At 41.8% G+C, this 25,029-nt stretch carries 20 protein-coding genes and 1 pseudogene; 6 read left to right on the forward strand and 15 right to left on the reverse strand.

Features of this window, described 5'->3' with window-relative positions; genetic code table 11:
• Positions 1-108: 108 nt before the first annotated feature.
• Entirely contained in the window at positions 109-654 is a 546-nt protein-coding gene (locus Q5866_RS17390) for an RNA polymerase sigma factor (protein ID WP_186975357.1), read from the forward strand.
• Between the two features lie 6 nt (positions 655-660).
• Here Q5866_RS17390 and Q5866_RS17395 read toward each other — a convergent pair.
• The 9 genes and pseudogenes from Q5866_RS17395 to guaA all read right to left on the reverse strand — a co-directional run.
• A pseudogene (locus Q5866_RS17395) lies at positions 661-822 on the reverse strand (ATP-binding protein); the annotation flags it as partial.
• 117 nt (positions 823-939) lie between these two features.
• Positions 940-1,635: a hypothetical protein gene (locus Q5866_RS17400; RefSeq protein ID WP_186975356.1), complete on the reverse strand. Its 696-nt coding sequence runs from the start codon at positions 1,633-1,635 to the stop codon at positions 940-942.
• Positions 1,636-1,941: 306 nt separating this feature from the next.
• A complete protein-coding gene (locus Q5866_RS17405; RefSeq protein WP_303181535.1) occupies positions 1,942-3,402 on the reverse strand; it encodes a thioredoxin family protein in 1,461 nt (486 codons plus the stop codon).
• Positions 3,403-3,414: 12 nt separating this feature from the next.
• Positions 3,415-4,374 (reverse strand): FISUMP domain-containing protein, encoded by a 960-nt coding sequence (locus Q5866_RS17410; RefSeq protein ID WP_303181537.1) that lies wholly within the window; start codon positions 4,372-4,374, stop codon positions 3,415-3,417.
• 12 nt (positions 4,375-4,386) lie between these two features.
• Positions 4,387-5,415 (reverse strand): hypothetical protein, encoded by a 1,029-nt coding sequence (locus Q5866_RS17415; protein WP_303181539.1) that lies wholly within the window; start codon positions 5,413-5,415, stop codon positions 4,387-4,389.
• A gap of 28 nt (positions 5,416-5,443) precedes the next feature.
• Complete coding sequence (locus Q5866_RS17420) at positions 5,444-6,658, reverse strand: RagB/SusD family nutrient uptake outer membrane protein (RefSeq protein ID WP_303181540.1); 1,215 nt, start codon at positions 6,656-6,658, stop codon at positions 5,444-5,446.
• Positions 6,642-9,953 (reverse strand): SusC/RagA family TonB-linked outer membrane protein, encoded by a 3,312-nt coding sequence (locus Q5866_RS17425; RefSeq protein WP_303181542.1) that lies wholly within the window; start codon positions 9,951-9,953, stop codon positions 6,642-6,644. The genes Q5866_RS17420 and Q5866_RS17425 overlap by 17 nt, the downstream gene beginning before the upstream one ends.
• An 82-nt stretch (positions 9,954-10,035) precedes the next feature.
• Entirely contained in the window at positions 10,036-11,208 is a 1,173-nt protein-coding gene (locus tag Q5866_RS17430; protein ID WP_303181544.1) for a FecR family protein, read from the reverse strand.
• Between the two features lie 346 nt (positions 11,209-11,554).
• On the reverse strand, positions 11,555-13,084 hold the full coding sequence (guaA, locus tag Q5866_RS17435; protein WP_303181545.1) for a glutamine-hydrolyzing GMP synthase: 1,530 nt from the start codon (positions 13,082-13,084) through the stop codon (positions 11,555-11,557).
• A 106-nt stretch (positions 13,085-13,190) separates the two neighbouring features.
• Between guaA and Q5866_RS17440 the strand changes: the two genes are divergently transcribed.
• Positions 13,191-14,537: a sodium-dependent transporter gene (locus Q5866_RS17440; protein WP_227214679.1), complete on the forward strand. Its 1,347-nt coding sequence runs from the start codon at positions 13,191-13,193 to the stop codon at positions 14,535-14,537.
• A 112-nt stretch (positions 14,538-14,649) separates the two neighbouring features.
• On the opposite strand, the gene thiE is transcribed toward Q5866_RS17440, so the two are convergent.
• The 3 genes from thiE to Q5866_RS17455 form a co-directional block, all read right to left on the reverse strand.
• Positions 14,650-15,264, reverse strand: coding sequence for a thiamine phosphate synthase (thiE, locus tag Q5866_RS17445; protein ID WP_292267541.1), 615 nt, complete (start codon positions 15,262-15,264; stop codon positions 14,650-14,652).
• A gap of 1 nt (position 15,265) precedes the next feature.
• On the reverse strand, positions 15,266-16,060 hold the full coding sequence (gene thiM / locus Q5866_RS17450; RefSeq protein ID WP_292267539.1) for a hydroxyethylthiazole kinase: 795 nt from the start codon (positions 16,058-16,060) through the stop codon (positions 15,266-15,268).
• Between the two features lie 135 nt (positions 16,061-16,195).
• Entirely contained in the window at positions 16,196-17,380 is a 1,185-nt protein-coding gene (locus Q5866_RS17455; RefSeq protein WP_099292414.1) for a carboxypeptidase-like regulatory domain-containing protein, read from the reverse strand.
• Between the two features lie 191 nt (positions 17,381-17,571).
• Between Q5866_RS17455 and Q5866_RS17460 the strand changes: the two genes are divergently transcribed.
• From Q5866_RS17460 to Q5866_RS17470, 3 genes are all read left to right on the forward strand, one after another.
• Entirely contained in the window at positions 17,572-18,222 is a 651-nt protein-coding gene (locus Q5866_RS17460; protein ID WP_303181548.1) for a hypothetical protein, read from the forward strand.
• A 5-nt stretch (positions 18,223-18,227) separates the two neighbouring features.
• Positions 18,228-18,590 carry a hypothetical protein gene (locus tag Q5866_RS17465; protein WP_099292412.1) on the forward strand — a complete coding sequence of 121 codons (363 nt, stop codon included), beginning with the start codon at positions 18,228-18,230 and terminating at the stop codon, positions 18,588-18,590.
• 281 nt (positions 18,591-18,871) lie between these two features.
• Complete coding sequence (locus tag Q5866_RS17470; protein WP_218014312.1) at positions 18,872-19,312, forward strand: peptidylprolyl isomerase; 441 nt, start codon at positions 18,872-18,874, stop codon at positions 19,310-19,312.
• A 61-nt stretch (positions 19,313-19,373) separates the two neighbouring features.
• On the opposite strand, the gene Q5866_RS17475 is transcribed toward Q5866_RS17470, so the two are convergent.
• The 3 genes from Q5866_RS17475 to Q5866_RS17485 all read right to left on the reverse strand — a co-directional run bounded on the left by Q5866_RS17475 (position 19,374) and on the right by Q5866_RS17485 (position 23,573).
• Entirely contained in the window at positions 19,374-21,854 is a 2,481-nt protein-coding gene (locus Q5866_RS17475) for a heavy metal translocating P-type ATPase (RefSeq protein WP_303181550.1), read from the reverse strand.
• A gap of 75 nt (positions 21,855-21,929) precedes the next feature.
• Positions 21,930-22,505 (reverse strand): AraC family transcriptional regulator, encoded by a 576-nt coding sequence (locus Q5866_RS17480; protein ID WP_176555067.1) that lies wholly within the window; start codon positions 22,503-22,505, stop codon positions 21,930-21,932.
• 159 nt (positions 22,506-22,664) lie between these two features.
• Positions 22,665-23,573: a bifunctional enoyl-CoA hydratase/phosphate acetyltransferase gene (locus Q5866_RS17485; protein WP_099292410.1), complete on the reverse strand. Its 909-nt coding sequence runs from the start codon at positions 23,571-23,573 to the stop codon at positions 22,665-22,667.
• 292 nt (positions 23,574-23,865) lie between these two features.
• Between Q5866_RS17485 and Q5866_RS17490 the strand changes: the two genes are divergently transcribed.
• Positions 23,866-24,978, forward strand: coding sequence for an MFS transporter (locus Q5866_RS17490; RefSeq protein WP_303181558.1), 1,113 nt, complete (start codon positions 23,866-23,868; stop codon positions 24,976-24,978).
• Positions 24,979-25,029: the final 51 nt, after the last annotated feature.

Below are 25,029 nucleotides of genomic sequence, written 5' to 3' on the forward strand. Positions count from 1 at the left end.
AAACGTTCCTTTTATGATTACATAAAACAACAATTAAATATCTAATATACAACAAATAATACATTTACCCAAAGAATCTATTAACCATATGTGAACGTCACTATTATTATGCAAGATAATTTGATAATAAATCTTTTAGGAAAAGATCAAGAAAAATCTTTCCGTTACCTGTATGAAAAATATGTTGTTCAATTGCGTTATTTTGCCGCTAAATACATTGACGATAAAATGGCTGTTGCAGATATCGTACAAGACGCGTTTGTTCGGCTATGGGAAAAAAAATCTCAATTCCAAGATGAAAATACTATCAAAGCATTTTTATATAGGGTAGTTCAAAATGCTTGTATTGACCTCATTCGTCATCACGAGGCAGCCCAAAATTACACGAAACACGTCATAGCAGAAAATGAAGAAGATTCCTTTCTAGACAATATACTTGAAACAGAAATATTTCAAGCTTTGCGAACTGTATTCAACGAACTTCCCCCCGCTTGCAAGGAAGTTTATCTATTAAGCCTCAACGGCAAATCCCATGAACAGATCTCCCAACTGTTAGATATCTCGATAAACACCATAAAGAAGCACAAGAACAATGCCAATCATTATATGCGTGAAAGATTAAAACACATTTTATCTATATTATTATATATTTGAATTCCGCTAATAAGTCAATCCAAATGCCCAAAGAGGAATTATATTTTTATACCCGTATTCGATATCATCTTTCACAAGATAGGCATTTTCGATCCCTTCTATTTGTTTTTGTGTTTTATTTTTTCCACCAACCTCGAAAGTATATTTACCTATAACAAAATCGGCTACAGAGGAAAGCTCTACTACCATACTAAAAGTCTGAGCCTAATCGAGGAGAAAATAAATTCTCTCCTCGATAATTTTAAATACTCTATTCGGTAAACTTTTTTCAGGATAATACAATTTTCATTCATCAAACTCATCCCATGATGAACGATTCGTGTATTTAAATAGTATAAATCCCTCGTTATAATACGTATCCATTAATTCCTTTTTGGACAACCCTATAGGATAGTTTATTCGAGGCATTTTATCTGCCACACCTAACTGTTTGCCAATTTTATACAATACCTGATATTCTTCAACAGTCGTTGCTGGCATATCTTTTAATATCGGACCAATACCGATTCCGTGAATTCCAACAGCTAACCCGTAACCGGTAAAAACCTCGAGTTTAGTTACTTCCATTCGTGCCCTTGTCTGTTGAGGCGCAAGAGAATCTAAATAAAGTCGCATCTCTAAACAAGAAAGACGTCCACCGTTTCGTTTCCGATAACAAAATGAAAATGCATATTGTTCACGAAAAACAAAATAATCGACATTTCCTCTAAAATGAGATTCATCTTTCCTAAATACATCATAACCAAAGCCATAGATAGTCATATCTCTATATTGATACTTTCCCATTCTTTCTATCACAGCTTGCTTTACTTCCTCTTTAGAAAAATTGAATACATATTCCGTTGGATTTGGGACTTCTAATCTTTCTCGCAATAGCCACTTCATCCAACCACTTGATACCGTCCGATTTACTCCCACTATAATAGCAATAAATCCTACCACGTAAAAAATTACTTTTTCAACTTTATCTGGCTTTCTCATAACTTATTGAATTTTAGAATAAGCTTCTCTCCAACAATCAAGGGCACGTTCTTCTTTAGAACGTGTGTCATCCTTTGCCACGTTATCCTTTCCATTTAGTATATTAATAATATTAATCATAGTTTGTTCTGCACAAACAACGTGCAAAGGGGCATTTCCTCCTTTATCCCAATACATATGTATCACAATCTCTGCTAACGTAGCCGTGAATGGATTAAAATAATTAGTAAAAAATTCTCCTCAAGATTCAGCAAGAATACATGAGGAGAATGAATTAAAACACAACACATTCAGGCACCAACTTAATCACTCGCTCTGCTTCAAACCTTGTTTCACTTTTTCCACGAAAACATCCGGAGATTGAGCTCCCACGATTTGAGAAAGCACCTCTCCTTCCGCATTCAATAAAAACATAGTCGGGAACGATTTAACCCCATATCTCTTGCCCAACTCTCTCCCTTCCTCTGTTTCCATATCAATTTTCACGTTCACGAAACGTGCATTCATGAAATCCCCAACAGCCTTAAGCGGGAAAACTTGATTACTCATTTTCTTGCAAGGACCACACCAAGTCGTGTAACAATCCAAGAACACAAGCTTATTCTCCTGCTTTGCCTTTTTCAGTACTTCAGCAAAAGACAAATTCTCGAACTTCATTCCCTCCTTGTTCACGAGTTTATTCAAAGCTCCTTGATAATAATCTCGAGCCGTCCCCTTCATTTTGTCCATTTTTTCCTTCAAATAAGCGATAATAAGCGCCTCCTCGGCTGTGGACAAATCTGGAAAATTCACTAAACCTAAATCAACATTTACAACAAGTTGTGGATGTAAACCGCTAGATTTATGTTTTAAAATATTCAAAATCTTATTCAGCTCCCGATCCGTGTGCGCTTTGACGATATCGTACACAGTATAAACCGTGCTTGTATCCGGTAAACCATTATTTTGCATAGAGATATAAAGATCTAATAACTTCTCACTATTGTAAATCTTCTCTCCGGTTGTATAAGGATATAATTCACCTATATACCCCTTCTCTATTAATTCATTTACTGATTTCAAACCATTCTGCTTCACGAAATCTTTCTTGTGCTCCACTACGAAACGGAACATTTCATCATCCAAGCCACGTACTTTTTTACAGTATAAATCCCAATTCTCAGCTTTACACCATTCGGATTTCTTCAATTTCGTGAAAAATTCATCTGTTACCAAATTCGCTTTTTCCCTTTCATCCGCTACATCCAATACTTTGGCATAATCCCTTAAAAACTTCACTCCCCGTTCACCACTTTCATACCTTCTATTCATCTCCGGCAAAGTCGTTTTCGGGTTCAACGCTTGAGCCAATAACTGCTGGAATTCAGGTAATTTTACACCACCGACAATCCGGTAAAGAATTTCACCGTTACTATCCAATACCAGATAATGGGCTTGAAACTTCACGTCATATTTTTTTGCGAAAGGCTTTCCCTCTTTCGTGGTCACGTCAATAAAGAAATTCACGAAATGCTTATCCATCCAATCGGCAAACTTTTGATCACTAAACACCAATTTATTCATGGCATGGCAAGGTACTGCCCAATCGGCAAAACAATTAAAGAAGATTGGTTTTTTCTCTTCTTTAGCCCTTTTCAAAGCCTCTTCAAAAGAATAAACGTACTTCATCCTTACATCTGCTTTCACTTCATCCCCGTACATGCTTTGGGCAGAAACGCCCAAAGTAATAAATAACATACTTACAAACAATACAATCTTTTTCATCATAATTTACTTTAATTATTCTTTAATACAACGTACACTATAAGCTGCTGTCAAATCGGAAGTTCCACGCATAATTTGATCATTTTCCATGGAAAGCAACCGGATAATCCCGTGATTAATCGTATCATTCTCCACAACCTTTGAAGACGACCAGAAATAAGCCCGACTTCCCTTATTAATGAAATTTGTTCCATACATAAAAGTACCGAAAACCCGAGCTCCGCTAAATAAAGCATCAAAACCACATCCATCTTTTCCGGCTTTCAACAGGCGTCCCTCTTCTCCACCTCTCCAAACATCCAATTTATCAAGTTCCGAAAGCGACATTCCTAAATTCTCTTCTAACTTTTTCCAATCCTCATCCGTGGGCAATCGCCATCCCTCGGGCACAGCTTTCGCTGCCCCATCATAAGAATAAAGAAAACCGTTTACCGATGAATAATTCCCATTCTTAGCTTCCGTATCCTTTAAATTATTTTCTACAAGCTCTGCAAGAGCAAACGGCAAAAGATTATTATACATCCTTTTAATAGCCTTCACTCCATTAGGACAAGTAACTTCACACGTTCTCTCCACCATACTTATTGCCTGAGAAACAGGCATTTGATAATCCACCACATATGCCTTTAATAAATCACCTACGGAAAAAATATCATTATATCGCTCGGATAACTCTCCCCGTTCCATGGCAGCATTCATAGAATCTGTAAAAAGTTCTACACTAACCTTTGCATCATATTCCCTTACAGCTCCTTCTTTAAACGTGTAACACCCATCTATACTTCCCAATGGCAAACGATATTTCAAATTCTCTGCCATCCATGTCTGTTCGCCAATGGTCACGCATTTATACACTTTCATATCACGTGGGTCCGTGAATTCGGAAAAAGCAACCTCCGGCTTTACCACGTGATCATCATTATTACATGCATAATAAACAATCACGCTCAACAGTATTATCATTATCTTTTTCATCTTCTGTTTACTTTATAATTCAACACCCAATTCATTGACAACAATTTCATACAGAATATTATATTTCTGCATTACCAAGGGAGAATCTCCCCATTTTTCTTCAAATTCTTCCGGTGACCACCTCAACATTTCCGTGATATACCCGACTAAATCGTCCTCTTTCTTTCGCGGTGTCCAAGTATTAGCTAACCCGCAAGAAACAAACCCCCATGCTCCTATCTTTTCCCGAACACACTTTCGAAAGTTTTCCAAACCTTCAGGGGTAAACCATTGAGCAGTCCCCCAATTATCATCAAAACACTGAGGCCCAAAAGAAGATTGTCCCGGAATATAAGTCCAGCTACCGGTAAACCCAAAATCATTAGGAAACACCAAGTATTCATAATAATCGGGATCCAAAGAAGAAAAACGAGTATCAAACCATTCCGGCTTGGAAAAACTGTAAAATTGTGTCAATAACGTCGTGTAATTCAATATTTTACTCTTCACCATTTCCTTCATCATCTCCGTGGGCAAATCACGTATCACCCCGTCACTTTTCCAATCACCTGTCATCAAAAGTGTTCGTAAATAAATTTGATACGCACCTTCACCCAAAACTTGAATATTATCATAGTTATCTTGTGCTCTAACAGATTTCACTACAAAAAAATTATACGGGTAAAGTGCTTTATTAACAAGGGCCAAATAATTCTCAATAATATTTAAAGCCTTTAATTGTTCTTCCGGTTCTACAAGGTATTCATACCGATATGCAAATTGAGAATAAGAAGAAAAATTCCATGCCAAATCCAAGGTTTCATATCGATAGATAGGATTTCCATTTATATCTTCCTTCAGGAAAGATTTCTTGATCGTATCGTTAAAGTAAACCGGAACATTATACTTCTTGTAAATCTCGTATACCCGATGTTTCACGGGATCTGACGGGTCGTCTTCAATCACGTAAAAATTCTCGTACTCGATTTTCTGTGTTAAAGCACCTTCTTTCGAGCAACCGAACATAAAAATAATCAATACAATGTACAATATTGTCTTCATACTCGTGTGGTTAATTATTTTATTCATTTTATTTTTCATCACCGGCTCCACCAGCAGACCTATAGATTAAATGAGAATACCCCCTTTGCTCCCTTGGATTATCCTGCATACCGGTATCAAATTCCAACACGGACTTTGGAATAGCAAACGTGTATGCCAAATCGTTTTCTTGCAGAGAATAAACTTCCCCATGTTTAAACTCACGTCTATTATCCCAATCATAAACAGAAAACATATGTTCTATGACCTTTTTAAAAGGAGCTTTACGGCATACGGCATATCGGCGTAAATCAAACCAACGGTGCCCCTCGAAACACAACTCCTTTCTTCTTTCCTCTCTCACGGCTTCCGTTATATCTGCTGCAGAATATTCAATATCCCTGTATTCAGCTATCCTATTTCTCCTCAAACGATTCAAGTATTCGGAAGCCGTACCGGGATCATCAGACATGGCACACGCTTCTGCCATATTCAAATACCCCTCCGCTGTTCTTAACAACCAAAAATCAGAAACATTCGAGCGATAAACACCTCTTTTGTATTTTCTGCCCAACCCTATACTATCTATCTCCGAAGCATTAGAAAAATATAAATCACGTCGACAATCAGCCTCCTCGTATAAACGGTACAAATCTTTAGTCACGCAAAAATTTCCCCCTAATCCCGTAATATCATTCTGTAAACTCAAAGAGCCTTGTGAAAATAAAACTTCAACACTATTTTCAGATATTGCGACCGCTTCCGGGTCCGTGAGTGAATTAAAATTATACAAGTCACGTCTTAACTTCAAAAAATCCTCGGCGGCTACTCGTGCATTTTTCCAATCTTGCATATACAAGTACACCCGACTTAACAACAAACGTGCGGCTGCCTCAGAAGCCCGATAAAAAGAACGAGTCTGGGGACTTTGTTGAAAACACTTCACGGATACCTTCAAGTCATCCACGATCTGCGCGTAAACCTCAGCGACGGACGCTCTTTCGAATTGCGTGTTTTTATCTTTATCATGTTCCACGTAATGCGTCAACTTCAAGGGAACTCCTAAGGTGGATGCCGCAGTTTCCGGAGCATAGGCATTAGCATACACATTCACCAGTACCAGATAGAATTGGGCACGCAAAAACAAACATTCGCCTTGAAGTGTCAATGCATCCAATTTTTCTTGTGGTAAAGCCTGACTCACGTTTTTCAACTCGTTCAAGATAATATTAGTGGTATTTATGCGACTATATATGCGTTGCATTATTCAGGCTACTTGAAAAATGAGCATAATAGTGCATGTAATCAGCATCCGCCGGACTCAATATAGCGGGAATATTTGTTTTCGTTTCGTCACCGGGAACTTGCCAACGATTTAAAAACTCCTTTCTAACATTAGCTTCCGCACTCACCCCGGATACAATAGGCTCGTAAAGAGCAAATAAACGCACCTTTGAACCTAACCCGTAAGCCATATTCATCGTCAACGTGAAATTCTTATAGGTGAAAGTATTGGCAAAATTTCCACTGAACTTCGGTTCTCGCTGCCCACTCTTTTCCATGATCATCAAAACGGTTTCTTCCAACGATTTATATTTCAAAAGGTGTTGACGATCAGCATAATCATCAAATACCGGAGTTCCATTTTCAGGACTCAATCCTAAAAATTTATACGAATAGAAAGAACCTATCGCCGTTCCGTTAATAATAGCTGTTCCATTCAAATAATCGTCTATAGTATAAACCTCAACTGTTTCCGATTCCACCTTATTCATATTTCCGGAATATTGAGTAGAAAACAACCACTGGAAATCTTTTGTTTTTATAGGTTTCACTTGCAAAGCGATCGAATAACCGTCATTTTTTAAATCACCGCTATTCATCGTATAATTGGAAAGTCCATTAACTGTTGATACTCTTACCGAAGTGAAACAATCTTCTGTCTTTTTAAAATAAAGAGAACCTTCTATATTCACGCGAGATTTAAAAAATGACAAATCCAACCCGAGGTCGAAAGAATGAGTCTCCTCCCACTTCAGATTCGGGTTCGGGTAACGGGCGATAACCGATACATTTTCATTATACATCGGGTCTATCGTTCCTTGTTTAATCGTCAAGTTCGGACTTTGATCATCCAACATATTACCCTGATAACCGTATGAAGTCCTAAATCTTGCTTCATTTACAAAATTCCAGTTTCTTAGAATATTTTCTTTCAAATTCCAACTCCCGGAAATTGCCCAAATAGGCAAGAATTTATCATTACTTTGACTACCGAATTTATTAGAAAAATCACAACGCGCATTAGCATACAGCGTGAAATGATTACCGTAACTATAACTTAAAGTCAAATATCCAGATACTTGATGCGAGATTCCATGTTTCAGTGTTCTGTGATTTTCGTTCAACCATTTGGCATAGCGAGTATACAAGGTAAGATCAACCTCATCAATAAATTGCATTCCCCGATCTTTTACATATCCCCGGTTTTCATCACTGATACTCCGTGAAGTCGAGCCATTCATCTCGAACCCTCCGGTGGACATAATCATGTGTTGATCATCACTCCCGAACGGTTTACGAAAATCGTATTGTACACGGAATACATAACTTTCGTTTATCGTGTTGGTTGTTTTCAAGATACCACCGTAAGGCAAATAACACTCCCCGTCATCTCCCGGCATAGGAACTTCCTCGTATTCAGCATTTTTCCAACGAGCTGCGTAATGTGACTTTTCACCCCACCACTGTTCTTGCAAAGTACTACTTCGATTATAATTTCCAGCTATTGTAACATCCAACTCCCTCCACGGTGAATATTTCAAATTCAAGCGAGCACCTAGCGTGTTACCATCATAGGAATTTGAACTATTGTCAATCTCGTTCAAAATATTATACCTAAACAGACTGGCCCACCTATTCATCCCATTGTAAGCCGATTTCTCGTAATAATACAAAGTACCATCCGGGTTATAGCAAGGCAAGGCTCGTGTTGTATTATAAGCGTAGTCCATCGCGTCAATTTCCGGCATCAAATGATTCTTCTTTTGCACGTTCCCGTCTAAAGAAAAACTAGCTTTTACTTTCTCTGAAAAAGTCATATCCATATTTATTCTCGCCGTGTACCTTTCCGTGTATGTCGTTTTAGATACTCCATCCTCGTAATTATACCCTAGGGAAGCATAGTAACGTACACTCTCAGTCCCCCCCGAAACACTCAAAGTATGATCATGAGAATAAGTATCTTGTGTCAAAATATCGAACCAGTCGGTATTCACTGTTTCATATCTCTTCACTTCATCTAAAAACTCGTCGTAATTCGTTTGTCCCGTGTAAAGACGATATGCGGCACCTTCATACCCCACCATCGGCATATTACTTGGGAACGGATAATGCAATTCCGTCAAATCCTTTCCGAACTGTACACGTTGCTGTGAATTCATCAAATTGATATTACGGTCAGAATAACGGGGACGGCGTGTGTATTTTGACGAATGATTATAAGAAACACGTGCAGGCCCTATCGCCCCTTTCTTTGTTGTTACCACAATCACGCCATTCGCCGCACGGGTACCGTAAAGAGCTGTCGCGGAAGCATCTTTCAACACGTCAATACGCTCGATATCCTGGGGATTAATCCCGGCGATAGCATTCCCGATAATATTGATATAATCAGGATTGTTTAAATCATCATTACTTACGTCTACCGGATCATCCAAAATAAAACCGTCCAAAACCCACAGGGGTTCCCGGTTACCCAACAACGTGGAGGTTCCTCTTACGCGAATACGCGGGGTTGCCCCAACCTCTCCCGAGTTAGTCATCAACAATAACTCCGGTATTCTCCCTTCCAACGCTTGATCAATACTCGTCATACCCGGCACCAACACGTCTGCCGCATTCACGGTAGTAATCGCACTTGTCAAATGTTTCTTGTCAATCGTTTGATAACCCGTGATTACCACTTCATCCATCTCGGCGACATCTTCCTCCATCTTAACATTGATGTTCAGTTTCTCTTTCACGGTAATATATTGAGTTTTCATACCGATAAAAGAAAACATCAATGTAACCTCCCCGGTTGTCGGGACACCAAGTTTGTAATTACCATTCACATCTGAAACAGTACCGACGGTCAACCCCTTGATTAAAATCGTAACCCCGGGTAAGGGACTTCCGTTCATGTCTGAAACTTTTCCCGTGACCACTTTCGTCTGTTCCGCCTTTGTCTCTTCTCGCCGAATGACAATAGTCTGCCCGTTAATAGCATAAATCAATCCTGTACCCTTCAAACAATCAGAGAGAACTGCATCAATCGTCGCATCCTTGTACGAAACATCCCTCTGCTTAAAAGCGGATAAGTAGGAATCGCTATAAACGAAATCATACGCCGAAATTCGTTTAATCTCGTTGATGACCTCTTTTAAAGTAGCATTTTTCAGACTAAAGGTCATTTTTACCTCCTGACAATAAGCTCGTTGGCTTAATTGAGTCGTGAAAACAAGGAAAAGCAGGAATAAAAACCACCTTTTCCTCACAACATTAAAATTTTTCTTCATAGATTTGTATTTGAATTTAATAATCATTCTGCCCCTGTTCGCATCAGAGGTAGTTTTTAAGTAGCGTTACCAGCGCTACTTTTTATTTTACAATCACGGTATTATCCTCTATTTCAAATTTCACGCATCCTGTTTCTTCCAGCAAATCAAGCACCTCCGCGAATACCTCGTGTTTTTTGATATTCAAAGAGAAGGGTAACACACGCAACTCTTCCCGTTCGAAAACCACGTTAAAAGCGTACCACCGTCCCAAATCTTTCAGAACCCGTTCCAACGGGCAATTGTCAAAAATCAGACGTCCGTCTTTCCAACCGATATATAAATTGACATTAACCTCTTTCGCATCCAGCCGTCCATCCGATCTATTGAACGTAGCCTGCAAGTCCGGAGTCAGGATAACACTGCGCTCCTCGGATTCCACGCTCACTTTCCCTTGTTTTAAAGTCGTTTTGATACATTCTTCATCACTGTAAGCCCTTACCCCAAATTCTGTACCCATAACTTGAACCCGCAGGGGATCGACATCCACGATAAAGGGTTTGGTCACATCTTTTTGTACTTCAAAATAAGCCTCTCCTTTCAAACGAACTCTTCTCTCTTGCCCCGTAAAATGCGCCGGATAAGATAATTCTGATTCGGCATTCAGATATACTGTCGAACCATCGGACAAAACCAACACGTATTCGCCTCCCCGGGGAATCCGCAACGTATGATATTCGACTATCGTATCCACGTTTCCTGATGAATAAGTCAACATCTCGCTATCGGCAGATAAAGTACCCCTATGATTGGTCAATGCCTCCAAATCCTCCTCGTTCTTTAAATCGAACTCCCTCCCGTCAGACAAAACCAAAATAGCCCTAGACTCCAATTCTTGGATTGTATTCTTTTTGGCTACCACCACCTCTTTTTCCGGAAGATACTTTTCGCTACTAAAATATAGCACTCCGCCGACTGACAATAAAACAATCGCTATCGCGGCGTATTGCAATACTCGTTTTAACCCGATTCGACGGCTCCCTATCGTTCTCGTGTAAATTTGTTTCCACTCGGCATTCATCTCCTCTCCCGTCATTTCATGAGCCGTCAGGCTCTCCTCGAAATGTCGACGGGAAATCATCCGTTGAAAAATCTCCTCGTTCTTGGAAGATTCCATACGCCACGCATCCAAATCCTCCATTTCCCGCTTATTTAAGTTGCCTTGCACGTAGCGGGCGATCAATTGAACTATATACTCTCGTGTTTTTTGTGTCATATTCTTTGCTTGTTTCTCCTAAAACGGAACCCTACCCGTTTGGTGTAATATGAAATATGACCTTTTTTCAAAAATATTTTACAATTCGCTTATTTGCAATATTTTACATTATGCCTTTTTTTACAATTTTACCCTATTTCCATGGTTATCTCACAGTAATACTACTTCTACTCTCTTACAAGCTACTCCTATGTCCCTTACACCACCATTCACCAAGGGTGATGCGAGGGATGTAAAAGTTTGTTGTAACGGACGAGAGGTAGTATTACAGTGAAATAACCCTAGGATTACATATAAACATCACTAAGCTAAGCATAAAAAAAGCGCCCCGAAAGGCGCTTGTATATTATTCCCACTCGATGGTGGCTGGTGGTTTTGAACTAATGTCATAAACAACCCGGTTGATACCCCGCACGTTATTTATGATTCGGTTGGAAACCTTTGCCAAGAACTCGTAAGGCAAATGACACCAATCGGCAGTCATTCCGTCCGTCGATTCCACGGCACGCAAGGCAACCACGCTCTCGTAAGTACGTTCGTCCCCCATCACCCCGACACTCTTGATCGGTAACAGAATAGTACCCGCTTGCCATACTTTATCATATAATCCCGCTTCCTCAAGCATGGATATGTAAATATGGTCGACTTCTTGCAATAACGTCACCTTCTCTCTCGTAATCTCACCCAGAATACGAATAGCAAGTCCCGGACCGGGGAAAGGATGGCGTTTCAAAAATTTATCCGCTAAACCGAGGCTTTTACCCACGCGGCGAACTTCATCTTTAAACAATAAACGCAAGGGTTCTACCACTTTAAGTTTCATGTAGTCAGGTAATCCTCCCACGTTATGATGAGATTTAATGGTCTGTGACGGGCCATTCACCGACGATGATTCAATCACGTCCGGGTAAATCGTACCTTGTCCCAACCATTTGGCATCTTCTACCTTGTGTGACTCCTCGTCAAACACGTCCACGAAAGTGGCACCGATAATTTTGCGCTTCGTTTCCGGATCCTCGACTCCCGCCAGACGGGACAGGAAAAGATCACCGGCATTCACACCAATGACGTTCAATCCTAATTCCTTGTAATTTTCAAGCACGGACGAGAACTCGTTTTTCCGCAACAATCCATTGTCAACAAATATGCAGACAAGATTTTTACCGATAGCCCGGTGTAATAACATGGCTGCCACCGTGGAATCTACTCCCCCCGACAAACCCAATATTACCCGGTCTTCGCCTATTTTTGCTTTCAATTCGGCTACCGTGGTTTCGATAAAAGAATCCGGTGTCCAGTCTTGTTTACAACCGCAGATATCAACCACGAAATTCTTCAGCAACGCGGTTCCTTCCGTACTGTGATACACCTCCGGGTGGAACTGAATACCGTATGTATCCTCTCCTTCTATCCGGTACGCGGCATTCTCCACGTCGACCGTGCTTGCCACTACCGTGTAATGTGACGGCAATACCTCGATCGTATCCCCGTGCGACATCCATACCTGTGAATGTTGGCTGATATGTTTGAAAAGCGGGCAACCGTTATCCACGTAAGACAAATTTGCCCGACCGTACTCTCTTTTGTTGGAGGCTTGTACTTCCCCACCGAAATAATGAGCCAGATATTGAGCCCCGTAACACACTCCCAGCAACGGCAGTTTCCCCTTGATAGAAGACAAATCCGGTCGCGGAGCCTTCTCGTCACGCACGGAGAAAGGACTTCCCGAAAGAATAACTCCCTTCACGGAAGCATCGAGTGCCGGATAATGGTTAAAAGGATAAATCTCGCAATAGACATTCAATTCTCGCACGCGTCTCGCGATCAATTGCGTGTATTGAGAACCGAAATCAAGTATTAAAATCTTCTCTTGCATGTGAATCGCTTATTTTATTTTGACGCGAAGATAGTTTTTTTCTATACAAAATGCTAACTTACACTCCGGAAACTCGTAATATTTGTTAACTCAAAATAATTTAACCATGCACAACACCAGAGATAGTTTTGGTTCCAAGTTCGGGGCTATTGCCGCACTGGCCGGTTCGGCAGTCGGATTGGGTAATATATGGAAGTTTCCCTATGAAGCCGGGAATAACGGTGGCGGGGCTTTTTTGCTCGTGTACATATTTTTTACCGTTGCTATCGGACTCCCGGTCATGCTTTCGGAGTTCGCGCTCGGTAGATATTCCGGTCGGAATGCTTTCGGGACATTTGATCGGTTGGAACCGAAAACACCTTGGCGTTATTTTGGAATCCTCGTGTTATTGGCCGCCACGATGATTCTTTCTTTTTATGGCACAGTTGCCGGGTGGACGTTGGAATACGTGGTTAAATCCCTCTCTTTCTCGTTCCATTCAAGCGCCGATATTGATTTGAATAACTTGTTCAACGGTTTTATTTCCAACCCGTACAAGCCGGTATTCTGGCAAATTATATTCATGGTACTTACCGGATTTATCGTGTTGGCAGGGGTAAAAAAGGGTATCGAAAGATACACGAAACTCATGATGCCCTTACTCTTCATACTAATCGTGATTTTAGGTATCCGGGCATGCACGCTGGACGGTGCCATGGAAGGAATAAAATTCCTGTTTTTACCCAAGTTCTCGGAACTCACCTCTCAAGGGGTACTCTCTGCACTGGGACAAGCGTTTTTCTCCTTGTCAATCGGCATGGGTGTCCTATTGACTTACGCTTCATACATCAAGAAAAGTGAAAATCTAACCTCGATATCGTTACAGGTTATCTGTGCCGATACCCTAATCGCCGTGCTGGCAGGCGTTGCCATATTTCCTGCTGTATTCGCCTTTAATATCGCACCCAATTCCGGTCCGGGACTCGTGTTCCTCACCTTGCCCCAAGTGTTCCAGAGTATGGCATTCGGGCAATTGTGGGCTATTTTATTCTTTGTCCTGCTGACAATGGCTGCATTGACGTCCTCGATATCATTGCTCGAAGTGATTGTCGCTTTTTTCGTGGAAGAGAAACACATCAGCAGGCGTAAGGCAACCATTATTTCAACCGTTATCGTGACTGTTTTCGGCATCTTGTGTACTCTATCGTTCGGTCCTTTAAAAGACATACAGATAGGGAGCCGCTCCATATTCGGGATATTTGATTTTATCAGTTCCAATATCCTGCTCCCCGTCGGCGGCATACTCATATCCATCTACGTGGGGTGGCGATTCGATCGCCGTTTGTTGATTGCCGAGTTGACGAATGACGGGCAATTGAAGTTATGGTTGATAAAACCTCTGGTTTTCGTGCTGAAATACGTGGCGCCCTTGTTTATCTTGGTTATACTTTTGCATTCTTTGGGGGTATTCTAATCCTATAGAATACCGAGGCAAAACGGTTCGTACACCGCCAGTGCGGTATGTCTTCCCTAGTTCTTGGGTAGGATTACGATAGGATTTCAGTAGTAAAAGGTTATATCTTTCTTTAGGGTATAAGACAAATCAATTCTCGTGCGGCTTTTCCCGGATCATCGGCTCCGATAATCGCGGAAATCACAGCCACGCTATCCGCTCCCGCCCGAAAGATTGAGGCTACATTGTCGGGATGAATGCCACCGATAGCCACTAACGGATGACGGGACACGGAACGAATCCATTGCAACCCGTCCAATCCCCACTCGACAATCGTATTGGTTTTCGTTGCCGTGGAAAAGACAGGACTTGCCGCGATATAAGTTACATCCCACTCGTTGGCTTCAATTACCTGTTCCCGCGTTTCCACGGATAACCCGATTATTTTTCCTTCCGGCAGTAGCCGTTTCACCTGCGAATAGGGCATATCACTCTGTCCGATATGCACCCCATCAGCATCGGCAGCCAGTGCCACGTCTACCCGATCGTTAATAATCAAAGGTACATGATAAGGTGTCAACAATACTTTCAGCCGAATCGCCCGTTCAATAAAATCCCGGGTAGAGGATTCTTTTTCCCGTAATTGTACCATGGTCACGCCTCCTTTCACGGCAGCTTCAACCGTGCTGTAAAGATCTTTACCATGCAGCAACCCTTCGTCGGTCACTAAATAAAGCGGGGCATTCATATCATTCGGAAATTTGCACGCGTTGTATGAACTGCTCGCGTGTCAGATTATACATCACGTCATACAAATACAATTGCAGGGTTCCGGGACCTTGTGCCATTCCGACCGCAATCTCCCCGCATATACCCATAAAAGAAGTAGCACTCACGGCAGCCATAAACTCATCTTCTGCGACAGCAGCAAATGCACCCAAGATAGCGGAAGCCGTACACCCCAGTCCGGTCACCCTCTCCATCATCGGGGAGCCATTATGCAAATAAATCACTCTCTCGCCTTGCACAACGAGATCCGTTTCCCCACTCACGCAGACAATACACCCCACACGGGAACTCAATTCGCGGGCAGCTTCCAGACTATTCAGAGAAGACTCGGTACTATCCACGCCTTTAGATTTCGTGGATAACCCTGCCATTGTCATGATTTCCGAGGCATTCCCGCGTATATACCGGGGAGTACCGGCGTTTAATATATCTTGGAGAACCTTCTTCCTAAAACTCGTGGCTCCCGCACCCACGGGATCGAGTACTACCGGATGCCCGATTTCATTCGCTTTCCGGATAGCTGTTTTCATGGATTCCACGGTAAAACGATCCAATGTCCCGATATTAATCACGGTAGCCCCACATAGCGCAACCATTTCATCAATTTCTTCCGATGCGTGTGCCATAATAGGTGAAGCACCTGCCGCCAACAGCGCGTTAGCCGTATTATTCATTACCACAGCATTCGTGATATTATGTACCAATGGAGCCTCCGCTCTCATTCGTTCGATATTATTCCAAATTTGTTCTTTCATAAGCTCTGTTTATAAAGTACCTTCATGACGATATAACGAAACAAGTAAATTACAAGAGATTACAATATTTAAGTCCGAACGGACTCAATCTTAAATCATTAAATCTAAAATAAAAAGTCCCTTTTCGGGGGACTTTTATTCTTCTTCTTCCAAATATATCGTGTAACGATCCCAGAAATTTCTGTCTGTCGGAACCTCTTCAAAATATACCCGTCCGGCAATAGGAGTGGTATTGTTCACGCTAACTTTTGTCGTTTGGTATTGCATCTCTCCTTTCACACGATCGGAACCGTCCAGATAAGTATACACCATACTCACTCCACTCAAAAAGTAATAAGAACTCACTTTCTTGTAATTGGTCGTAATCGTAGCCATTACTTCGTGCCGAGGACTGTTACCTGCCAGAATCAAATTTCTTCCCAAAAGATTGAACGCGGAAGAAGTGATGCGCATAACGTTTTTAATAACGGCGTAATTCTTCAATTCCACGTATATCTCTCCGCTGTATTTTGTAACGAAGGTCGTACCGGAATTCGACAAGGAAGGTTTCAGACACTCGTAAGTGACAATTTGCACGGAATCACCCTCGTACAAGAATTTACCTTTACTTTTCAATTTAAAGTCCCTGTAATTCTCCAGATCCAGAATATTACGGGTATTACGAACGATATCCGCCGTGATAATGTCATCAAAGAAGATCAACCCGTCCGTGGCGGAAGTCATTTCCTCGCTGCGGCGCACCTGCGAGAAGTTATAATTCAAAGCCTTGAACGCATCCTCGACATTCGAACGCCTGTAACCTTCGCTGTCATAAATATCCACGATTGCCTCTTTCGACTTTTTCTCCCCGTCATTAATCCGGACGCCATATTCAAAATATCCCTCGTAGTTATAAGGACGCGGAATATAATTCCGACCGATATTATTCACCACGTTCTGTAACAATCTTTTCAAGACCAACGATTCTGCTGTTACATCCACCTCGTGAATCCCGTAGGTCATCGGTTTCAAAAATATCTGCACCTCTCCTTTATCCCTTGCCTCGTACAACTTCATCTCGTCAGAAGCATATCCCACCGCGGAAACTCTCATCATATAAGTAGCCAATCTTTCGGAAACTACCAATTCGAACCGACCGTCCATATCCGTGGCAACACCCGCAACCGTACCTAGAATCCCGATATTGGCAAATTCAATCGGTTGACGCGTAACTTCATCCAACACAACGCCCTTCACTCGTATCTTTCCGTCATTCTGAGCTTGAGCGACAAATAATACTCCAAAAAACAAAACGAGTAACGAGAGGATTTTCTTATTCATAGTATATTCTGTATTAATTTTCCAACGCAAATATATAAATAAATATGTATTTGACACACGAATTCCGTATCACGTCTTGAAGCATTAACATTAAATTAAGATTCTGCCGCCCCTATTGTTCTTTGTTATACCCAAATATTTTACTACTTTTGTCACACAACAAGAATAAAGTTCAATTTAAACATTTCAATATGAGAAAAGGATTATTTTATATATCAGGTATTTTAATATTCACGTTACTTTTCTCCTCTTGCGTTTCAAAAAAGAAATACGAGGAATTAGCCAGAGCAAAGAGAAGCGTAGACCGGGAAGTGGCAACACTTGCTAACGACAAGAAGACTCTGGAAACCGAAATGCAAAAACTCAAGGATGATTTTAATGCCGTCCGCTACCAACTGACAGCGAACAACGCAGCCAAAGATAAACAGATTGATGATCTGTACACCCAATTACGGACATTGCAAAGTAAAGAGTCCGCTTTAAAGTCCGAATTGAAAGATGTTTCCGAACAGGTAAAGTCAAAAGTAAAGGATAATGAAGGACAATTGAACGGTTTACAACTCCAGTTGAAAAGAGCGACTGAAGAACGTGACTTACTTCAAAAACAATTGACCGAGTACAAGACCAACGCGGATTGGGATAACCGGAAACTAAAAAATGAAGTAGAAACACTCAAGGCAAATATCAAGTTCAAGGACAGCGAAATTGCCCGATTGGAAAAAGAGATTGCCGGGGTGAAAAAACAATTGGCAGATGTTAAAAGTACATTAGCCAAGAAAACTCAGGAAGTGGAGAAACTGACGAATCAGGTAAATCTGTTGAAGAAAGAACTTTCCAAGTAATTGAAATGATTTATATTATCATCAGCATAGTAGGGCTTCTAGTAATAGTTGCCCTTTTTACATACCTTTTCAAATCAAAACAAAAGCCGGATGACACTCCGGTTGTTGTCCCTCCCGCCGACTGTTGCGGCGCTCACGCTATCTGCGAGAAAGGACTAAAGAGAGTGGATGAAAAAATAGAATACTTTGATGATGAGGAACTGGATCAATACCGGGGTATCCCCTCTGACCGATACAGCGATGAACAAATAGACCAATTCCGTGAAGTATTGTATTCCATTCAGCCGGAAGAACTGTCAGACTGGTTTATCAGCCTCGAAAAACGAGGCCTTGAATTACCCGATGTATTAAAACAAGAACTGTGTTGAATCCGAAAAACGGATTCAACAATTTTAGATTTAATGATTTTAAATTTTAGATTTCTACCCGCTTACCATCGCACAAGAGAATCACGAAATCTGCAATCACCTAATCAACGAACTCCTCCATCCTTAACGCCAGTAAACCTGCAACTTGCCGAAGGCAAATGCAACCTGTAACTTGCAACTCGCCGAAGGCGACTATATAAAATGCGTTAAATAACATTAGACGCCTTGCTTCCATTCATTTTATGACCTACATTTGCTTATGAAAATTCTAAAGCAAATTCATAATGTATAGAGCAGAAATAGAAACTGAAAAAGGTGTCATGAAAGTCCTTTTTTATGAAAAAGATGCGCCTAACACGGTTGCCAATTTTGTAAAACTAGCCAAAGAAGGTTTTTACGACGGCTTGACCTTTCATCGGGTGATTCCGGATTTCGTGATACAGGGAGGTTGCCCCAAAGGGGACGGAACCGGTGGTCCGGGATACACGATCAAGTGTGAATTAACCGGGGAAAACCAATATCACGACCGCGGAGTTTTATCCATGGCTCATGCGGGGCGGGATACCGGAGGTTCGCAATTCTTTATCTGCCACAACCGTAGAAATACCGCCCATCTGGATAGAAGACATACTTGCTTCGGTCAAGTATACGAAGGTTTGGAAGTGATTGATGCTATCCGCCAAGGGGACAAAATCATAAAAATTGTGATTACTGAAGAGTAGCCTGTGTTCTTAGTTGTTTTTAAATAATTCAGAGAAGGGGAGCGTTGTGAAACGCTCCCTTTCAGATTTCAGACATTTTGTACTCCCCAGCCTTGCTTGTAACAACTTGTTGCAATTCATCCAACGATAGTTCACCTTTCGTAAATTCAACGGTAGCTACCGGCGGCTCCAGAGTTACAACGGCTTTCACTCCGTCAATACTATTAAGGGCATTTTCTACATGGGTACGACAATGATTGCACATCATCCCCTCCACCTTAAATTTCTTTTCCATACCTTTTTCTTTTACGTGTTCTACTTCATTTATATATTCATTGTTATTATTTCGATTCGCGGTTATACCTATTTTTTTCCGTTTCAAACGCAGACTGTTACTCACGACGCTCACGCTGCTAAATGCCATTGCCGCCCCCCCGATCATCGGGTTAAGCAGGAAACCGTTTATCGGATAGAGAATACCTGCCGCGATGGGGACACCTATCAAGTTATAGATAAACGCCCAAAACAAGTTCTCGCGGATGGTCTTCACGGTCAATCGCGACAAACGGATGGTTTCCGGGATCTTCATCAAATCGGAGGAAAGGATCGTGACCATGGCTGTTTCCATGGCAATATCACTGCCTTTTCCCATGGCAATACTTAAATCCGCTTGTGCCAATGCCGCGCTATCATTGATACCGTCCCCGACCATAGCGACTTTCCGACCTTCTTGTTGCAACTGTTTAACGAAAATAGCTTTCTCTTGTGGCAATATACCCGATTTATAATGCTTGATACCGGTCTTCCGTGCTATTTCTTTGGCTGTCGCGGCATTATCTCCCGTCAACATATAGACCGTCAACCCCATCTTATATAATTGGGAAATAGCTTGTAATGATGTATCTTTTATCTTGTCTGTTATCCCCATCACGGCAAGAGCTTCGGTTGAATTGCCAAACCAAATGACCGTTTGGGCATCTTTAAGCCAGCTTTCCGCTTTTTGTTCCAACTCTTTATCGACAGACACACCGTTATCCCGGAGTAATTCGGGAGTCCCGACATAATAAGTTTCATCATTCCATTGCCCTTTTATTCCTCTACCCGGAATACTTTCAAATCCCGTGACCGGAACAGATATTTCATCCCCCAATTCATTGACTATCGCTTCCGCTAGCGGGTGTTCCGACAATCGTTCCAGACTATACAATACTTCGCGAGAGTCTTCCGCTCCCTCCTTCCATTGAGCGTTCACAACGACAGGATGCCCTTCCGTGATCGTTCCCGTTTTATCCAGCACGATCGTGTCTACTTTCCGGGCAACCTCCAAACTCGTGGCATCCTTTATCAAAATACCATGCTCCGCTCCCTTGCCTATTCCCACGATAAGTGCCGTCGGGGTAGCTAATCCCAAGGCGCACGGACAAGCAATAATCAGTACGGTAACCATAGCCAGTAAGCCGTGAGTAAAACCGCCCGCCGGGGCAAATATCCACCACACGGCGAATGACAGTACAGCGATACCGATAATGACGGGTACAAAAATACCCGCTATCTTATCGACCATTTTCTGCACGGGTGCTTTACTCCCCTGTGCATCCTGCACCATACGGATAATTTGTGCCAACATAGTATCGGAACCCGTCTTGTCCGTGGTGAAATGAAAAGCACCTTTCTGGTTAATCGTTCCGGCATACACCTTCTCTCCCGACCGCTTGCGTACAGGAACAGGCTCACCGCTAAGCATACTTTCATCCACGAATGACTCTCCGCTGAGGACAGTCCCGTCCACGGCTATACGTTCACCGGGTTTTACCGCAATGGTATCACCCACGCGTGCTTCCTCAATCGGTACTGTTTTTTCTCCCGATTCCGTGACAATGGTTATTGTCTTCGGTTGTAAACCCATCAACTTCTTAATGGCCGTCGACGTATTCTGTTTCGCTCGCTCTTCCAGTAAACGCCCCAATAATATAAAAGCAATGATAACACTCGCCGCCTCGAAATAAAGGTGAGGTGTTACCCCTCTCGACAGCCAGAAATCGGGAAACAACAGATTAAAGACACTAAACAAATAGGCAATCCCCGTGCTGATGGCAACCAGAGTATCCATATTTGAAGTTCCATGACGCAATTGCTTCCACGCGTTGATATAGAACCTACGTCCCAAACCTAAAACGGCAACCGTGGAAAGTATCCACAAGACATATTTCATGTAAGGATAATCAATAAAGAACATACTGATTAACATGATAGGAACGGACAAGACCACGGCACTCCACGTTTGGATTTTCAACTGCCGATACTTTTTCTCGCGTGCTTGCCCGACCTCTTCGTCGGTAGATTGATTTTCAGATACCAACAAATCGTATCCCGCGTTTTGTACCGCATTTTTCAAAGATGAAACGGAACATTCATCGGGATTGTAAACCACTTGCGCGCTAGCCGTCGCGTAGTTTATATTCGCTTCATACACTCCGGGCTGTGCGTTCAAGACTTTATCCACCCGAGCCGCGCAAGATGCACAACTCATCCCTACTACCGGAAATATTTTTTTAGTTTTCATACGCTTTACCTTTTTTTCTTTATACAAAGGTAAACCGTATCATCCCCCGGATTGTTACAAAATTATGGATATAATTTACACTTTATCCAAAGGTTCCCGTCCGTGTTCCTTCAAACGTTTAAATTCGCTCGGTGACATTCCGGTCACATTGCGGAATTGAGTGCTCAAGTGTGCCACGCTCGAATATTGAAGTTTATCGGCAATCTCACTAATCGAGAGTTCATCATAAAACAGTAATTCTTTAATCCGTTCCACCTTTTGAGCGATATAATATTTCTCTATGCTGATTCCGTTCATTTCGGTGAACAGCTTACTTAGAAAACTGTAGTCATAATGGCATTTCTCCTTCAAATACTCCGACAACTTCAGCTTGGAGAGATTACCTTCATAATGCACCAACTGAATGATAGAAGTCCGTATCTGCTCGATGATACGTTGCCGTTTATCGTCTATCAATTCAAATCCATACTCTTCAAGTGCCTTCCTAATCACTTCCCGATCATCCGATGTCAATTCCTCTTTCACGACAGCCGTGCCCAAATCCACTTGTAGCGGGGTAAACTGCAAATCTTTAAGAATCTGTTTTATAACCAAAATACAACGGTTACAAACCATATTCTTGATAAAAATCACGTGTTTTTGTTCTTCCATGATATAAATTTATAAAGTTCATAAGGTTTATAAAGTTACGGGAGTCCTTTGGACAATGTTTATCGGCAGTATTGCTGCCGTGAGCAAAGTGCCTGCGGGGTCAATATACTTTATAAACTTTATGAACTTTACAAACTTTATGAACTCTTTAGTTTTAAATTATTTAGCGAAAAGAGCAGCCAACGCAATTGAATTTAACTTGGCATCCACGCTGTCACCTCTGGAAGACAATACACTCGGAGCGGTAGCCCCAACAAGAATAGCGCCTTGACGAGCGTTTGCCAGCTTGGTATTGGTCTTGTAGAATACATTACCGGCCTCGATATTCGGGAATACCAGACAGTCGGCATCACCGGCAACCGGAGAATTAATCTTCTTGATCTCGGCAGCCTCTTTGTCGATAGCCACATCCAATGCCAACGGACCGTCGATATCAATATTGCCCAATTGACCTCTTTCTCCCATTTTAGCCAGAATTGCAGCATCAGTAGTAGATTCCACTTTAGGTAATACTTGTTCCGTAGCGGAGATCATAGCTACTTTCGGACGTTGCACACCAAGAGCATTAGCAATTTGAGAAACGTATTTCACGATAGCCATCTTCTGTGAAAAATCGGGAGCGGGAATAATTGCAGCATCACCGAATACCAACAATTTGTGATAATTCGGACATTCCATTACTACCACGTGTGACAACGTTGCTTTCGGGGGCAATAAACCACAATCTTTATTCAAAATCGCACGCATATATTTGTCTGTGCTGACCAATCCTTTCATGATAAAATCAGCCTCTTTCTCACGTACCATTTGTACTGCTTTAGCAGCAGCTTTCGTATCAACAGGCTCATGCACAATCTTGAAACGAGAAATATCGAAACCGTGTTCCGCGCATACCTTCTTGATTTCATTCTCGTCGCCGCACAATGTAGCTTCCACGATACCTAATTCAACCGCCTTATTTACAGCCTCGATAGAATGGCTGTCATTCGCGTACGCCACAACCAGACGTTTCTTTTTTGAGTTAGCTTTTAATGCCTCGTAAATGTCATCGATTTTTTGTATTGCCATGACAAACTTATTTTTACTAATTAGTGATTTATGTTTTTAATTTGGAAGCAAAAATAACGCTTTTTGAATAAAACAGAAACAAAAACCAGCTTTTTGATATTAATTTCTAAATTTACCAGTCGCTTGATGCTAACGTTTCCGGTCAAGAGCATTAAATTTCATTTTAATTCTCCATTTTCAAGTTTCAATTCGTTACTTTTGCCTCTTGAAATAAAAAATGAATAGCGTGTCGTTTAGAAAAAATATCATCGCCCTTTACCTGATCAAGGTATCCAAATGGTTTACCTTGGTGATGCCTATCATTGTCTTGTTTTACAAGGAATGCGGGCTTGATTTGGCTGATATTTTCATTTTGAAAAGCGTCTATTCCATTGCCATGGTATCCTTGGAGATCCCCACGGGATACCTTGCCGATGTTTGGGGAAGAAGGAATTGCTTGATTGCCGGGTGTATCCTTTGTTTCTTCGGGTTTACCAACTACTCCCTTGCGGACACGTTTGTCGCGTTCTTCATATCGGAAATCCTGCTCGGTTTCGGTCAGAGTCTGGTATCGGGCGCCGATTCGGCACTGCTTTACGACACGATGATTCATTACCGTAAAGAAGAAAGTTACTTGAAATACGAGGGACGTGTAACCATGATCGGTAATTTCTCGGAAGCCTTTGCCGGTATTTTCAGCGGGTTGTTGGCGACCTATTCCCTACGTCTTCCTTTCTACGTGCAAAGCGGGATTGCCTTTATCGGTATTCCGGCAGCCTTTATGCTCACGGAACACGCGGCAAAGACAAGAATAGAAAACTCGTTTGCCAATATCGTGAAAATCATCAAATATTCCCTCTTCACCAACAAAGAACTATGTTATAATATCATGTTTTCCGGTGTCATCGGGGCTGCCACGCTGACCATGGCGTGGTTTGTCCAACCCTTGCTGATAGAACTGGATACTCCGACCTCTTGGTTCGGCATCATCTGGACGATATTGAACCTGACCGTGGGTATATCGGCACTCTACTCCGACCGACTGGACCAAAAACTGGGAAGCAACAGGATGTACGCGTTTATCCTGTTCTTTATCATAGGGGGATACGTGGCGGTATCGTTCAACATATCTTACACGGGATTGGTATTCCTCTTCTTTTTCTATATCGTGAGAGGATTTGCCACCCCCATTCTAAAAGGATATATCAACCAGATCACGTTCTCCGAAATGCGGGCAACGGTTCTTTCTATCCGGAATTTCGTTATCCGTTTAATGTTTGCAGCCATGGCTCCGCTCGTGGGATGGCTACATGATCTATATTCCCTTTCCGTGGCATTGCAAGCCACGGCTGTCATTATTTTTATTCCCGGACTATTATTCCTTATCTTACAGTGGCATTATAAGCCGCAAGAACCCGGGATATAATAAAAAAGCGATTGAAACACAGTTATTTCAATCGCTTTTTTATTTATCTTA

Origin of the sequence: uncultured Butyricimonas sp., assembly GCF_959596855.1 — a bacterium.
Lineage (GTDB): Bacteria > Bacteroidota > Bacteroidia > Bacteroidales > Marinifilaceae > Butyricimonas > Butyricimonas muris.